The organism is Lentzea cavernae (assembly GCF_014653695.1).
Taxonomy (GTDB): Bacteria; Actinomycetota; Actinomycetes; order Mycobacteriales; family Pseudonocardiaceae; genus Lentzea; species Lentzea cavernae.
This window is the reverse complement of record NZ_BNAR01000017.1, coordinates 26,605-40,689: the sequence shown is the minus strand read 5'-3', so window position 1 is coordinate 40,689 and position 14,085 is coordinate 26,605. Positions and strand designations below refer to the sequence as shown.

The 14,085-nt window shown below is 69.3% G+C and carries 13 protein-coding genes, 1 tRNA gene and 1 other RNA gene; 12 read left to right on the top strand and 3 right to left on the bottom strand.

Annotated elements, in window-relative coordinates:
• Positions 1-380: 380 nt before the first annotated feature.
• A tRNA-Leu gene (locus IE307_RS37345) sits at positions 381-463 on the bottom strand.
• A 66-nt stretch (positions 464-529) separates the two neighbouring features.
• Here IE307_RS37345 and IE307_RS37340 point away from each other — a divergent pair.
• The gene (locus IE307_RS37340; protein WP_229905482.1) at positions 530-1,594 is read left to right on the top strand and encodes a bifunctional RNase H/acid phosphatase; all 1,065 of its coding nucleotides are present in this window, start codon (positions 530-532) and stop codon (positions 1,592-1,594) included.
• Here the strand turns inward: IE307_RS37340 and IE307_RS37335 are convergent.
• Positions 1,587-2,108 (bottom strand): NAD(P)H-dependent oxidoreductase, encoded by a 522-nt coding sequence (locus IE307_RS37335; RefSeq protein WP_191304182.1) that lies wholly within the window; start codon positions 2,106-2,108, stop codon positions 1,587-1,589. The two genes, IE307_RS37340 and IE307_RS37335, sit on opposite strands and share 8 nt — an antisense overlap.
• A 177-nt stretch (positions 2,109-2,285) precedes the next feature.
• Between IE307_RS37335 and rnpB the strand changes: the two genes are divergently transcribed.
• From rnpB to IE307_RS37320, 3 genes are all read left to right on the top strand, one after another.
• Positions 2,286-2,668, top strand: an RNA gene (rnpB, locus tag IE307_RS37330) — RNase P RNA component class A.
• A 17-nt stretch (positions 2,669-2,685) separates the two neighbouring features.
• Positions 2,686-3,810, top strand: a complete 1,125-nt coding sequence (locus IE307_RS37325; RefSeq protein ID WP_229905464.1) for a threonine synthase — start codon at positions 2,686-2,688, stop codon at positions 3,808-3,810.
• Between the two features lie 156 nt (positions 3,811-3,966).
• Entirely contained in the window at positions 3,967-5,553 is a 1,587-nt protein-coding gene (locus IE307_RS37320) for a DUF6345 domain-containing protein (protein WP_191304180.1), read from the top strand.
• A gap of 64 nt (positions 5,554-5,617) precedes the next feature.
• Here the strand turns inward: IE307_RS37320 and IE307_RS37315 are convergent, their stop codons facing one another.
• Positions 5,618-5,881, bottom strand: coding sequence for a ParB family protein (locus IE307_RS37315; protein ID WP_229905463.1), 264 nt, complete (start codon positions 5,879-5,881; stop codon positions 5,618-5,620).
• 426 nt (positions 5,882-6,307) lie between these two features.
• On the opposite strand from IE307_RS37315, the gene IE307_RS37310 reads away from it, so the two are divergent.
• The 8 genes from IE307_RS37310 to IE307_RS37275 are packed head-to-tail and all read left to right on the top strand — an operon-like array spanning position 6,308 to position 14,073.
• On the top strand, positions 6,308-6,586 hold the full coding sequence (locus tag IE307_RS37310) for a hypothetical protein (RefSeq protein ID WP_191304178.1): 279 nt from the start codon (positions 6,308-6,310) through the stop codon (positions 6,584-6,586).
• Between the two features lie 3 nt (positions 6,587-6,589).
• Positions 6,590-7,066, top strand: a complete 477-nt coding sequence (locus tag IE307_RS37305) for a hypothetical protein (RefSeq protein ID WP_191304177.1) — start codon at positions 6,590-6,592, stop codon at positions 7,064-7,066.
• Positions 7,041-9,902: an ATP-binding protein gene (locus IE307_RS37300; protein WP_191304176.1), complete on the top strand. Its 2,862-nt coding sequence runs from the start codon at positions 7,041-7,043 to the stop codon at positions 9,900-9,902. Before IE307_RS37305 ends, IE307_RS37300 begins: the two co-directional genes overlap by 26 nt.
• The gene (locus tag IE307_RS37295; RefSeq protein WP_191304175.1) at positions 9,899-11,767 is read left to right on the top strand and encodes a hypothetical protein; all 1,869 of its coding nucleotides are present in this window, start codon (positions 9,899-9,901) and stop codon (positions 11,765-11,767) included. The genes IE307_RS37300 and IE307_RS37295 overlap by 4 nt, the downstream gene beginning before the upstream one ends.
• 12 nt (positions 11,768-11,779) lie before the next feature.
• Positions 11,780-12,379: a hypothetical protein gene (locus IE307_RS37290; RefSeq protein ID WP_191304174.1), complete on the top strand. Its 600-nt coding sequence runs from the start codon at positions 11,780-11,782 to the stop codon at positions 12,377-12,379.
• Positions 12,380-12,382: 3 nt separating this feature from the next.
• On the top strand, positions 12,383-13,390 hold the full coding sequence (locus IE307_RS37285; protein ID WP_191304173.1) for a C40 family peptidase: 1,008 nt from the start codon (positions 12,383-12,385) through the stop codon (positions 13,388-13,390).
• A gap of 18 nt (positions 13,391-13,408) precedes the next feature.
• Positions 13,409-13,882, top strand: a complete 474-nt coding sequence (locus IE307_RS37280; protein ID WP_191304172.1) for a hypothetical protein — start codon at positions 13,409-13,411, stop codon at positions 13,880-13,882.
• A complete protein-coding gene (locus IE307_RS37275; protein WP_191304171.1) occupies positions 13,879-14,073 on the top strand; it encodes a hypothetical protein in 195 nt (64 codons plus the stop codon). The genes IE307_RS37280 and IE307_RS37275 overlap by 4 nt, the downstream gene beginning before the upstream one ends.
• Positions 14,074-14,085: the final 12 nt, after the last annotated feature.

Below are 14,085 nucleotides of genomic sequence, written 5' to 3'. Positions count from 1 at the left end.
CCGTGCCGACTGCCGAGTCGGCGTAGATCGTGAGAGAAGCTCCCCTTGCGACGTCCGGTTGTGACGACGATCGACGTCACGTCGAATAGTGGGTAGGGCGTCAGCAGTGCGCAGTTGACCTTCAGCTCGGCCATCGAGGAACCACAACGTCAACAAGGAACGTTCGACGGTCCATCGCCCGAGTAGCACCGGGGTTTCGCGGCCGAGCTTCCTGCAAGGCAGCGACCTGATCGCCAGGTTCGCGTCGGGCTCATGCGTACTCCCGATACTCCTGAGTCGGCGTCCACCTGTGAGAACCGGCTGAACCTGGAGATCGTCTACAACGCAACAGGGCGGACGCTCGATGGGAGCATCCGCCCTGTTGGTAGGGATAAAACCAGTGTCCGAGGGGGGACTTGAACCCCCACGCCCTTTCGGGCACTAGCACCTCAAGCTAGCGCGTCTGCCATTCCGCCACCCAGACTGATGTGAACAGAATACAGGCCCTCCGGAGGCCCCTGAACGCGGGGTTACGATCGGCCCCGTGAAGGTGATCGTCGAGGCCGATGGCGGCTCGCGTGGCAACCCCGGACCCGCTGGATACGGCGCGGTCGTGAAGGACGCACGAACGGGGGAGACCCTGGCCGAGCGCAGGGGTTTCATCGGTGTCGCCACCAACAACGTGGCCGAGTACCAGGGGCTGATCGCCGGGCTCAGGGCCGCTGAGGAACTCGGAGCCGACACAATCGACGTGCGGATGGACTCCAAGCTCGTCGTCGAGCAGATGTCCGGGCGCTGGAAGATCAAGCACCCCTCGATGCAGCCGCTGGCGAAAGAGGCGCGGGAGGTCGCGGAGGCGTTCGGCAAGGTCACCTACGAGTGGATCCCGCGCGAGCGCAACAAGCACGCCGACCGGCTGGCCAACGAGGCCATGGACGGGGAGAACAAGCCCCAGAAGAAGGCCGAAGGGGCCAAGCAGCCGCACTGGAGTGGTGCGGTGGGGGAGCCCACGCGGATCATCCTGCTGCGGCACGGGCAGACGAAGCTGTCGGTCGACCGGCGGTACTCGGGGCGGGGCGATCACCCGCTGACGGAACTGGGGCTCGAGCAGGCGGAGAAGGCGGCGGCCCGGCTGTCCAAGGTGGACGGCATCGCGGCGGTCATCTCGTCGCCGCTCCAAAGGGCGCACCAGACGGCCCGGAAGCTCGCGGACAAGTTGGGGCTTGAGGTCGTCACGCACCAGGGGCTGATCGAGACGGACTTCGGGACGTGGGAAGGGCTGACGTTCGCGGAGGCGGCGGAGCAGGACCCCGAGGTGCACGGCAGGTGGCTGGGCGACACGTCCGTGAAGCCGCCGGACGGGGAGAGCTTCGACGAGGTTCATGCGCGGGTGCGCAGGGCGCGGACGGACATCATCGCCAAGTACGGCGGTAAGACGTTGGTGCTGGTCAGTCACGTGACGCCGATCAAGACGATGCTTCGGCAGGCGTTGGACGTCGGGCCGCAGTTCCTGTTCCGGATGCACCTGGACCTGACGGGTGTGTCGATCGCCGAGTTCTACCCGGACGGGCACGCGTCGGTGAAGCTCGTCAACGACACCTCACACCTCAGCTGACCTTGCGCAGGCGTGGGGTCAGCGCGGTGGTGAAGCGGTCGGCCGCCGCGTCCAGGGCGGCGGCCGCGGCGGGTGTTCCCACGTTCTGGTCCAGCACGAACTCGCCGCGCACCACCTGGTCGGCGCCCTTGGCCGCGAGCAACGGGTGCAGCGCGTAGTCCATCGCCACCAGGAAGCCCTGGCTGCCGCCCGTCGCCAGGGGCAGGACGGCGCGGCCGCGCAGCGCCTTCTTGGGCAGCAGGTCCAGCAGTGCCTTGACCAGGCCGCTGTAGGCGGCGCGGTAGACGGGGGAGGCGACCACCACGCCGTCGGCGGACAGGACGGCGCTCACGGCGTCGGAGATCTCCGGGTCGCGCAGGTCCTCGGTGAGCAGCGACAACGTCGGTAGCGACCGGACGTCGAGCAGCGAGACGCGGTGGCCCGCGGCCTGCAGGACGCCGGCCACGTGCGAGACGACCACACCGGTGGGCGCGGAGTGGGACGGCGCGCCGGAGATGATCAGCAGATCGGACATGACAAGGCACTCCCTGAAGTGGCGTCGACCAGGAACACGCTCAGGGACGGCAACACAGGCTTGCTGCCACGCGGCCGTAGTCGACGTGGCGACGTCGTGTCATGACTCCAGAGTCAACCAACGTCCGCACCGGTGGACAACCGGTTCCAGACGCTGGGATATCCTGGCCCACGCGGATGAGTCGGCAGGGCGGCCGCGGCAGGAGACTGTCGAGGAAAGTCCGGACTCCACAGGGCAGGGTGGTTGTTAACGGCAACCAGGGGTGACCCTCGGGACAGTGCCACAGAAATCAGACCGCCTCGGCGCGAGCCGCGGTAAGGGTGAAACGGTGGTGTAAGAGACCACCAGCGCCCCAGGTGACTGGGGCGGCTAGGTAAACCCCACCCGGAGCAAGGCCAAGAGGGTGTCGCGAGGCACCTGCGTGAGCGTTCGAGGGCTGCCCGCCCGATGCTCGCGGGTAGGCCGCTAGAGCCTGTCGGCAACGGCAGGCGTAGATGGATGGCCGCCGACTGGGACCTCGGTCCCACGAACAGGATCCGGCTTACATGCCGGCTCATCCGCCTGTATGCATGAAGTCATGCTCTCGCATCTGGAATGCGCCCGTTGCGGCCGCGAACACGACGCCAACGCCGTCCAGAACCTCTGCCACGAGTGCGCGTCGCCGCTGCTCGCGCGCTACGACCTCAGCAAGGTCGGCCGTCCGACCAGCGAGAACTCGCTGTGGCGCTACCGCGGCGTCCTGCCGGTGCGCGACCTCGACCCGGCGTTCAGCCTCGGGGAGGGCATGACGCCGCTCGTGCCGTTGCCCGCGCTGAGCAGGGTGTTGGACGCGAACGTGCTCATGAAGGACGAATCGCTCATCCCGACCGGCTCGTTCAAGGCGCGCGGGGCGGCTGTCGGGGTGGCGCGGGCGAAGGAGCTCGGCATCGAGGGCATCAAGATGCCGACCAACGGCAACGCGGGCGCCGCCTGGGCCCTGTACGCGGCGCGCGCCGGTCTGCGCAGCGTCATCGCGATGCCCGAGGACGCCCCGCTGATCACCCGCGAGGAGGTCGAGGCGAGCGGTGCCGAGCTGCGGATCGTGCCGGGGACCATCGCCGACGCCGGCAAGGCCATCGCGGACGTGGACCTCTTCGACGCCTCGACGTTGCGGGAGCCCTACCGCATCGAGGGCAAGAAGACGATGGGCTACGAGATCGTCGAGCAGCTCGGCTGGCGCGTTCCCGACGTGATCGTCTACCCGACCGGCGGAGGCGTCGGGCTGATCGGGATCCACAAGGCGCTGCACGAGATGCGCGCGCTCGGCTGGATCGACGGGAAGCTGCCGCGCCTGGTGGCCGTGCAGTCGACCGGGTGCGCGCCGATCGTCAAGGCGTTCGAGGAGGGCAGGGCGGAGTCGGCGTTCTGGGACGCGGCCTACACCAGCGCGTTCGGCATCAACGTGCCGAAACCGTTGGGGGACTTCATCATCCTGCAGGCCATCAGGGAGACGAACGGCACCGCGGTGGCGGTGACGGACGAGCAGATCGAGGCCGACCGCGCCGAGACCGCACGGCGTGAAGGCGTGTTCCTGTGCCCGGAGGGCGCCGCGACGATCAGCGCCGTCAGGAACCTCCGCGAGTCCGGGTGGCTCGCGGCGGACGACGAAGTGGTCGTGCTGAACACGGGAGCAGGCATCAAATACCCATCTCTCCGCCTCTAGGGTCCGCTGCTGCCCCAAGGGTGTTACAGAATTTCGGCCGTTCGAGTGGTCCGCCCAGCACAAGTGGCCACTCTCGGTATCACCACGAACAACGCCAGATCCTCCTGTCAGACGGTCGGCCCCTGCAGCCGGCCGTCTCCAAGGGAGGGAAGAGACATGCAACGCAAGCTGACGGTGGTGCTGGCCCTGTCCAGCCTCGTCACCGCTGGAGCGGCCGGTGTCGCGGCCGCCGACGTCACGGAGCTGCCCGTCTACGGGGTCACCAGCTCCGGTCTCGACCAGGAACAGGCCCAGAGGCTGCAACGGGCGTTCGGCCTCAAAGACGTCCAGAGATCCGAGTTCGGCGCGGTGTCCTTCGCCGACGAACAGCGTTACCAGTACTTGCCGACCGTCGACAAAGGACGGGGCAGACCGGACGAGGACGGCAACGCCACCACGCAGACCGCGCTCGACACCGAGGCGCTCAAGCGCATCAGGACGATCTCCACGGAGGAGGCGGCCAAGCGCGCGCAGGAGGGCCTCCGCGACGCCGGCGTGCTGCCGGACAACGCCTCGCCCACCGCGCAGCACACGACGTTCGAACTCGCGGATCCCAACGGCCGCAACGCGGTCACGGCCAACCTCGACACGAGCGTGTCGTACACGTTCCAGCTCGGCGGCATCCCGCTGGAGGGCGAGGGCGCGAACGTCCGCGTCTCGTTCGACGCGCAGGGCGTGACGGCGGTCAGCCACGCCGCCCGCACCTACGACAAGGCCGGCACGGTCAAGGTCAACGACCTCGCGTACGGCGCGAAGCTGTGCCAGAAGTACCTGGGCTCCGAGGTCAAGGCGGAGGCGAGCTACGTCTACGTGGCCGCGCCGCTCGAGGAGAAGGCGGACAAGGTCGAGCCGTCGTTCCGCTGCGCAGGCCGCAACGCCGACGGTGGCGCTCCGCAGGCCATCACCCTGCCCGCCGCGGTCGGCGCCGAGCTGCCGCAGCCGGGACCGGGCCAGGAGCCGCGGCCCGAGGCGCAGTTCAAGATCCAGGCCGCCGGCACGCAGGTCGGCAGCGAGGGCACCGGCAACTGCTCCGGCCTGCCCAACACGGTCGCCAACATCGGCACGTTCAACACCGAGGCGGGCAACCACGGCATCCCGCGCGCGTTCAGCTGGCTCGACGGCAACGCGTGGGAGAGCGACTTCAAGGACCCGGCGTTCGCGGGCGGCCAGGACACGCAGTGGGCCGACGACGTCGACCTCACCTACTGGCAGGGCCACGGCAGCGGCACCGGCTTCTACTTCACCGGCTGCTCCAACCACAACGACACCAAGCTCGCCAACACCGAGGCGCGCTGGGGCCAGAACGACGTCGAGTGGATGAGCCTCTTCACCTGTCAGATCCTCGAGGACTCGACCGGCGGCCAGAACTGGGCGCAGCGCTGGGGCCAGGCCTTCCGCGGCCTGCACCAGATCAACAGCTTCACCACGGTCAGCTACAACTCGTCCAACCACGGCGGCAAGTTCGGCCACTACATGTGGCGCTCGCCGTTCCTGTGGTGGAACAACCCGATGAAGGTCCGCGACGCGTGGGCGCAGGCCAGCATCGACACCCAGCCCGCGCAGGTGCGCTGGGCGACCATGGGCGTCTACCTGCCGGCGAGCGGCGGGCTCGGCAACTACGACGACTACTTCTGGGGCAAGGGCTCGGTCGGGCCCGACTACGCCTCGACCGGGTGGTTCTGGCGGATCACCGGCAGCTCCTGACCGACGAGCCCCCTCGCGACGACCCCCTGGAAACGAAGCCCGGTGACCTCCTGGTCGCCGGGCTTCACCGGTTCGCCGGACGCCCCGACGGCATCCGCAGCACCGGCCGGAACGGCTCACCGCCGTTGTAGGTCTCCTCCAACTCGGTCACGTAGGCGAGCACCGCGGGATTCACGATGTCGGCGAGCGACCGCACGCCGGCCTGGGGCTCGTAGGAGGAGAGGTAGGTCGCCGCCGCACGCGCGCGCTCCAGCACGGACCTGTCGAAGTTGATCGTCCTTTGGACCCGGCGCCGGGATTGCGCGCTCTGCCCGGTAGGCTCGTCCACGCCTGGAGCACTAGGGGAGGCTGTGATTCCGTCCACACTTCCGTCCGGCACGAGGTCAGGTTCGAGCATGGGCGAATCTCCTCGGAGTCGTCGCTCCGGAGCGCGCCCGCCGTGTCCGTCACAGGGGTCGCGAACCGGCCGATCAGGGCGTTCACATGGGTGCACACGTGCGCATGTTTGAGACGCACGCACTGTGGGTGACCAGGGCGTTCGCAGTCGGGTGAACCTTGCCAGCGACGGAGAGAATCTTGATCCGGGTGTTCCCCGCTGACCTCTCCTCAGTGATGATGTGTCGGCCAGATTAGACGTAATTCCTCCCAGGGGGAACGGCCAGATGATCTACCGCCCACTTCACTTGCTCCACACGCCGTGACGAACTCGTGTTCTACTCGTAGCGCTAGCCCCCGCGCACTCTGGAGTACCTAAATGATCGCCATGGACCTGGTGACACTCGCTCAGCAGCAGCCGACGGTGCCGGGCACAGGCAACGTCCGGAACTGGATCCTGGACAACATCGTCCCGCTGCTCCTGCTGACCGTCGCGCTGCTGCTCCTCTGGCTGGGCGGTGGCAAAGGCGACAACGCGGGCGTCATGCGCCGCCTCGGTGGCGTGATCGTCGCCCTGGCCATCATCGGCCTCGCCGTCACGACCGACGCTGGAGCGAACATCGGCCAGTGGCTCGCCGGTTTGTTCGTCGGAGGCTGACACGTGCGGGTCCGCACCGACGACGAGGTCTACCGGGTCGACGCCGTCTGGCTCGGTCCGCCCAAGGCGACATTCCCCTGGCGCGCGCGATACGTCGCGTGGGGCGTCGGGATCGTCGTCTTCCTCGTCGTGCTCACGATCGAACGGCAGATGGGCATCGGGTTCGGGTTCTTCTCGACCGCGTGGGCCCTCGTCGCGACGATCATCCTCACCCGCTTCATCACCCAGCGGATCAGCCACGAACGGCCCCTCACGGCCGTCATGTCGATGTGGGTCCGCGAGCTGAACACACCTCGAGAGCGCACGGCTAGCACCGGCGGAGCGGCCAGCGCCGCCCGGATCCGGGTCAACCCGCAGCGGCCTCGTCCCAAGTTGAGCAAGAAACAACAACGACGGGCGAGACAGCAGGCCCAGCCCCGCCGGACGTCAGACAGCCGTAAGAAGGAGGTTCGCGGTGTTCGGACGCCGGCGAGACCGTGACCGTCGCTCCGCCCAGCACATCGCCCAGCACGCCGCCGCGGACCCGCGCGAGCGCGACAGGGCAGCGTATTCCAAGCGCGGCCGCCGCCTGCCCGGCGAGCAGGCCGTGCCGAGCTACACACCGTCGATCGCGGCCCGCAGCATCGACGGTCACCTGCTGCGCACCGGCCAGGAGGTCTACGCCTGGTACCGGCTCGCGCCGCAGCGCTGGTCGTTCCGCAGCGACTCGCAGCGCCAGGACCTGATCGCCGCTATCGCGGGCCAGTACGCCGAGCTGCAGGGCCGCTGGATGCACCTGCGCGTCACCACACGGCCGTACCCGATCCGCATGTGGGCCGAGGCGCACGTGCACAACGCCGTCAAGCGCCTGCCGGACACCCCCGGCACGCTGTCGTTCGACGACTACATGGTCGGCGAGCAGCAGCAGCTCATGGGCCGCTCGATGGCGGAGAAAGAGGTCTACCTGGGCGTTCAGGTGCAGACCCGCAACATGATGGACCGCGCCGTCGAACGCGCGGCCCCCGTGCTGCGCAAGGTCTTCCCGGACGCCGTCGACGCCGAGCTGGTGGCGCTCGACTCCGAGGTCGAGCACCTCGACCAGGTCATCGGGTCCGCCGGTCTCGAAGGCCGTCCCGCGACGGCCGAGGAGATGTCCTGGCTGATGCACCGGTCGTGCTCGCTGGGCCTGCCCGCGCCGCGCAACCTGCCCGCCGTGCCGGGCGCCGCCTGGGAACCGGAGGACCTGGCGTCGTTCACCGACGCCGCGGACTTCCACCAGGAGCCCTACTCGCCGACGGTGACCGTGCGCGGCCGCACCGGCTCGAACGCGGGCATCAAGCGGCACGTCGCGGTGCTCACGGTCGGGCTCATGCACGGCCTGCAGATCCCCGAGGTCGACGACCCGTGGGTGCAGCGAGCCGACAGGCTTCCGGCGTCCGTCGAGTGGTCCGCCCGCATCTACGTGCGCAAGCCCGAAGAGGTGTCGGGTGAGCTGTCGCGGCAGATGAGCAAGGTCCGCTCGCAGGTCCGCCACTACACCGACGAGCACGAACTGGAGCCGCCGCAGTCGCTGGCCCGCCAGGCCGGCCGCGTGCTGGAGATCGACGACGAGATGACGTCGGGCTTCACCGCGCTGGGCACCCGGGTGCGCAGCTGGTGGCGGCTCGCGGTCTCCGGCCCGACCGAGCGCGAGGCCCTCAGGCTCGCCCAGTCGCTGCTGGAGCTCTACAAGCCGAAGGTCGCGATCGAGCACCCCGAGGCCCAGTACGCGATCGCCCGCGAATTCATCCCCGGCGAGCCGCTGTCGAACGGCGCGTACCTGCGCCGCGGCAGCGTGCTGTGGGCGGCGTCCGCCGTTCCCACGGCCACGGCCGAGGTCGGTGACCGCCGGGGCATCCTGCTCGGCGAGACCGTCACGGCCACCCGCCGCCCCGTCGCGTGGGACCCGTGGATGGCGCAGGAGCTCCGCGACGCCTCCGGCCTGACGGCGATGGTCGCGGGCCTCGGTGCCGGTAAGTCGTTCCTCGGCGGCGGCATGGTCTACAAGACGCTGCGCGCGGGCGCCCACTGGACGTTGCTCGACCCGTCCGGTCCGCTCTCGGCGCTGTGCGAGCTGCCCGAACTGCGGCCGTACGCGCGTCCGATCAACCTGCTCAACGCCCAGCCCGGCATCCTCAACCCGTACCGGGTGGTCGCCGAGCCGATGATCGAGCACTTCCTCGACGAGGACGACCCCGAACGGGCCTGGCGCCGGGAGAAGGCCCTCGCGGCCGCCACCCGCCGCCGTCTCGTGCTGGACGTGCTCACCGGCCTGCTGCCGTACGAGGTCGCCCGCCTGCCCCAGACGCGCATCGTGCTGCTGCGCGCCGTCCGCACGGTCGGCGGCCGCTTCGACGCCCACCCCGGTCTCGTCTTCGAGGCGCTGCGCCGCGACGCGTCCGAGCACCACGAGCACGCCGTCGTCGTCGCGGACTTCCTCGACGAGATGCGCGAGCGCATGTCGTTGCTGATCCCCGAGGAGAACCACGACCCGTACAACGAGGTGCGCGACGACCGCCTCACCGTCCTGACGATGGCGGGCCTGAACCTGCCCAAGGACGGCGTCGGCCGCGAGCACTGGACCGACGCGGAGTCGCTCGGCGTCGAGATGCTGAACCTCGCCGCGTGGCTCACCCAGCGCTCGATCTACGAGAAGCCGAAGGACCAGCGCAAGGGCGTCTGGATCGACGAGGCGTTCTTCCTCTCCGAGGTCCCGACCGGCCGCGTGCTGATGAACCGCTTCGCGCGTGACTCGCGCAAGTGGAACGTCCGCGTGCTGCTGTCGTCGCAGATCCCCGCGGACTTCCTGAAGATCCAGGGCTTCGTCACGCTGCTCGACTCGGTCTTCGTCGGCCGCCTCGACGACGACTCGGCCCAGGCGGACGCGCTGCGGCTGCTCAAGGTGCCGATCGGCGCCGGGTACGAGCAGGTCATCGCGTCGCTCGGCCGCCGCCCCGGTGGGGAGCGCACCGCGACCGAACGCGACCGCGCGCCCCGCCAGTTCATCTTCGGCGACGGCGCCGGTGGCGTGGAGCGGATCCGCATCGACTTCAGCGGACCGCACCTCGAGCACCTGCGCAACGCCCTCGACACGACCCCCGACGCCAAGCGCGACAACGGCAAGGGCGAGCTCGTGCCGGCGGACGACCACGACGCGGCGCCTCAGCCGCCCGCCTACGTGCCCGACGAGATCGACGACGAACTGGCGGCGGACATGGAGCTGGGACTGACGGAGGAAGAGGCCCATCTGGTGGGCCACGGTGACGGGTCCAACCGCCGCCGGGACGGCGGCGCATGACCGCGCTGACGATCGTGCTCGCGATCGCCGCCTTGCTCTGGGCAAGGCGGCGGTTCGCGCTGCGCGCGTCAGCACGCACCAGGTCGGTCGGCCTCGTGGCCGCCATCCTGGCGCTCCAGGTGGTCATAGGTGCCCCGATGGCGCACGCCCAAACCTGTGGCGAGGCACCGAATCCGGAACGGCCCGGCGCGGGCATGGTCGGCGCGCTCGACCCGCCCGTCGGCAACGGCCTGCCCGGCTCGCCGTACCTCGAGTACGGCTACGCGGGCATGGTGTGGCACAACTACAACGCCAAGTGCAACGTGCTGCCCGACGCCAACGCCACGCTTGACACGTGGGCGGGCAACGAGCTGTTCAGCATCGGCAAGAACATCGTCGGCGCCACGAACGCGTTGCACTACACGGTGATGGGCCGCGGTCTGCTGGTCCCGCTGGACGACGCCGTGAAGAACGGCGTGCAGAAGGTCTACGACAACGTCTACCTGCGCTGGTTCGGCCTGGTGGCGCTGATCCTCGCGATCCTGATGTTCCGGCAGATCTGGACGGGCGACTTCGCCACGATCTCCAAACGCGGGCTCTGGGCGCTGGCGGCCATGTGGCTGGCGACGTCCACACTGGCCTTGCCGCAGTTCTACAACCTCCTCGACAACACGCTGGTCTCGAAGACATCCGAGATACAGGCGGGATTCATCGAGGCGCCTGAAGAACAAGGCACGCTCCACGTACTACCGACGAAACTGCACGACGCCGTTGTCTATCAAAGCTGGCTGCGCGGTGCGTTCGGCACGCCTGAAGCGCCGCAGGCCGCCGAGTACGGCCCGCGCATCCTCAAGACGCAGGCGTGGACCACGGCCGAGATCGCCGAGGGCAAGGACGGCGACCAAGCCGCCCTGGACGCGAAGAAGTCCGAGTGGAAGGCCCTGGAGGCCCAGCTCGGCACCGCCAAGGGCTACTTCGACGGCACCGACGGCAGCCGCACCGGCGCGGGGTTCCTCGCGCTGCTGCAGTCGATCGCGTTCTCGCTGTTCCAGCTGTTCGCGAAGGCCGCGGTGCTGCTGGCCCAGCTGCTGCTGCGCATCCTGACGCTCGCCGGACCGCTCATCGGTCTCGTCGCGCTGCTGCACCACGACCTGCTGCGCAAGGTCGCCCGCGCGGCCGCCGTGACGGTGTTCAACGTGCTGGTCCTCGCGGTCCTCGCGGGTGTCCACGCGTTGCTGCTGCAGGCGATCTTCAACGCGACCGGGCTCTCGTTGCTGACGCGCACGTTGCTCGGCCTGATGCTGACACTCGTGTGCTTCGTGATCGGCAAACCGCTGCGCCGCATGTGGCAGATGGTCGAGATGTCCGTCGGGTCGGCCGGCAACGTCCTGCCGATGAGCGGTGGTGTGCTGTCGAAGATGATGGGCCGCCGCAAGCAGGTCGGGCCGACGCCGCAGGACGAGTTCTGGGAGTCCGTGCGCGAGAACGACCCGAACGGCGAAGAGGTGCCGCAGCGCGGCCGCGGCCGGGTCCGCCCCGAGGCCTCCAACCCGGTCATGGCGACGGCGCAACGGCTCGACCGCGACGCGGTGCCGGTCCAGATCGTCAACGGCAGCAACTCGTCCTCCCCGGTGCGCTCCGGCGCGCTGCCCGCCGGATCGGGTCCCGCGGCGCTGCCCGCCGCCCGGTCGCGCGTGGTGGACAGCCCCACGGTCACCGACCGGCAGTGGGACAGGGTCGACGACGCGGTGCTCGTGCCGTCGCGCGCGAGCGCCTACGCCGCCCCGGTGCAGGAACCCCGCAGGGCCGAGACGGAAGTGGTGGCGGGACGCCCGGTGCACGTGATCTACCGGCCGTCGCGCGGTTTCGAAGTCAGGGACAACTGAAGGGAGGCGTAGGTGCCGATCCGGACCAACCGCGGCCGCGCCGCGGTGTACCGCAGGCTGTGGGGCTGGCCGCTGCGTTCCCCGCGTCACCTGGCCGCGTCGATCATCATCTTCGTGGTGCTCGTCGTCGCGCTCGGCGTGATCATCCCGAGGGTGCTCGACCGCGGCCCCGCCGACCCGTCGGCCGCCGGTCAGCCCTCCTCGTCGTCGTCGCAGGGCACCCAGGTCGGGCAGCTGCCGTCGAGCGGCGCCTCGCTGCCGACCAAGGCGCCGTCGCCGTCCAACTCCGCGAAGGCGGCGCCGCCCGCCGTCGACGCGCAGCTCACCGCCGAGCTGTGGGCCGAGACGTGGATCAAGCCGCCGCCCGGCAACGACGTCAACAAGTGGCTCAAGGAGCTCGAGGACTACACGACGCCCGAGTTCCTGGCGCAGATGGCGACGATCGACCCGCGAAACGTTCCGAACAAGCTCGTCGACAAGGTCAAAGCGGTGAAGTCGACGACGTCGTCCATCGACTACGAGGTCACCACGAACCTCGGCAAGGTGCGCATCACCCTGGTGAAGGCACCGGACGGCAAGTGGCGTGTGAACAGCTACACGAAGGCGGACTGAGCCATGCGCGTGATGTTGCTGATCGGGGCGCTCGCCATGGCCGTCGTGATCGCGGTGGCGACGTCGGGCGTGTCGCAGGTGGTCAGCAACTCCACGAACCCCGCGGCCGGCGGGAACATCCTCAAGATGAGCTGCAACGCGGCCATCGGGCCCTGGGAGGCCAGCCGTGACGGCTCCGCCAGGGGCCAGGCGGACGCCGCGCGCCTCAACGAGGAGCAGCGCAACATCGTCGCGCGCATCATCTCCATCGGCCAGGAGCGCAAGCTGCCGCCGCTCGCGTGGCAGATCGCGATCCAGGCGGGCATGACCGAGTCGGGCCTGCGCCCGTTGAACTACGGCGACCGCGACTCGCTCGGGATCTTCCAGATGCGCCCGTCGATGGGCTGGGGCACCCCCGCCCAGGTGACCGACCCGACGTACGCGATCAACAAGTTCTACGACGTGCTGCTGAAGGTGCCGGACTGGGAGAACAAGCGCCCCGGCGACTCGGCGCAGGCGGTGGAGCGCTCGGCGTTCCCCGACCGGTACCACAACTGGGAACCCATGGCGACGTTCCTGCTGGGCGAGCTCGGGCAGATCACCGACCCGGCCGGCTGCGGTTCGGGCGCGGGGGAGTTCCTGCTGGCGTCGAACGCGGCGGGCATCGCCATCGAGTTCACCAAGCAGCAGCTGGGCGAGCCGTACCTGTGGGGCGGCAACGGCCCGGACGCCTGGGACTGCTCGGGCATCCTGGTGAAGGCCTTCGGCGCGGCGGGCGTGAGCATCCCGCGCGTCGCGAACGACCAGTACGAGAAGGGCGGCGCCCACCTCCCGGTGCGCGACGCCCAGGCAGGCGACCTGATCTTCTGGGCGACCGACACGGCGAACCCGCGCACGGTGCACCACGTGGCCATGTACCTCGGCGGGGACGAGTACATCCACGCACCACAAACGGGTGACGTCGTGAAGATCAGCAAGATCAACTGGGACTATTACGAGTTGATGCCGCTGGCCGTCCGGCCGGGCGTGTAGATCGCGGGGAGGCGCTGCATGTACAACCACGACCCCATCCCGAGGCCTTCCGGACCACCCGCGTCGAGCACCCCGGTGCGTGACTACGTGGCGGCCGGCGCTCCGGGGGTCTCGCCCGACTACGTGGTGGTCCCACGGGCGTTGGCCGAGGCGATGCCGCTGCCGTGGCAGCAGCACATGGTGCACCTGCTGGCGGAGTTCCACCGCACGTACGGCCACCTGAAGTGGCCGGTCTACCGCGTGGTGCCGTCGCGCTACGAGAAACTCGCCGACCTCGACGAGGAACAGCTGGCCGAGGTGGGCGCGATCATGGAGATCGACTCCGACGGATCACTGGTCTACCGGGACCGTTCCGGACGTAAGATCGAGAACGCCGAGGACCGCACGGTGCTGGTCTCGTGTTTGGACCCGATCCCGTCGGAGTACGCCAACGCCAACCAGTCGACGCCGCCGCGGGGATTCCCGGCGCCTTTGGGAGGCGAACGCAGATGAGTGACAACAGCGGGTGGTACTTCTGCCTGACCCACCAGACGGTGGAGCAGGGCAAGGGCTGCAAGGGCCCGGACCGGATGGGCCCGTACCCGGACGAGGCCACCGCGGCCCGTTCCCTGGAGATCGCCAGGGAACGGACCAAGGCGGCCGACGAGTCCGACAAGAAGTGGCGCGGCGAGGACGAGAGCTGATCCGCGGTCTTT

Bases quoted from the DNA above. Each gene is read 5' to 3' on its own strand.
- IE307_RS37310 (WP_191304178.1), top strand. From the start codon at position 6,308: ATGATCGCCATGGACCTGGTGACACTCGCTCAGCAGCAGCCGACGGTG.
- IE307_RS37295 (WP_191304175.1), top strand. From the start codon at position 9,899: ATGACCGCGCTGACGATCGTGCTCGCGATCGCCGCCTTGCTCTGGGCA.
- IE307_RS37275 (WP_191304171.1), top strand. From the start codon at position 13,879: ATGAGTGACAACAGCGGGTGGTACTTCTGCCTGACCCACCAGACGGTG.
- IE307_RS37335 (WP_191304182.1), bottom strand. From the start codon at position 2,108: ATGTCCGATCTGCTGATCATCTCCGGCGCGCCGTCCCACTCCGCGCCC.
- IE307_RS37280 (WP_191304172.1), top strand. From the start codon at position 13,409: ATGTACAACCACGACCCCATCCCGAGGCCTTCCGGACCACCCGCGTCG.
- IE307_RS37285 (WP_191304173.1), top strand. From the start codon at position 12,383: ATGCGCGTGATGTTGCTGATCGGGGCGCTCGCCATGGCCGTCGTGATC.
- IE307_RS37320 (WP_191304180.1), top strand. From the start codon at position 3,967: ATGCAACGCAAGCTGACGGTGGTGCTGGCCCTGTCCAGCCTCGTCACC.
- IE307_RS37325 (WP_229905464.1), top strand. From the start codon at position 2,686: ATGCTCTCGCATCTGGAATGCGCCCGTTGCGGCCGCGAACACGACGCC.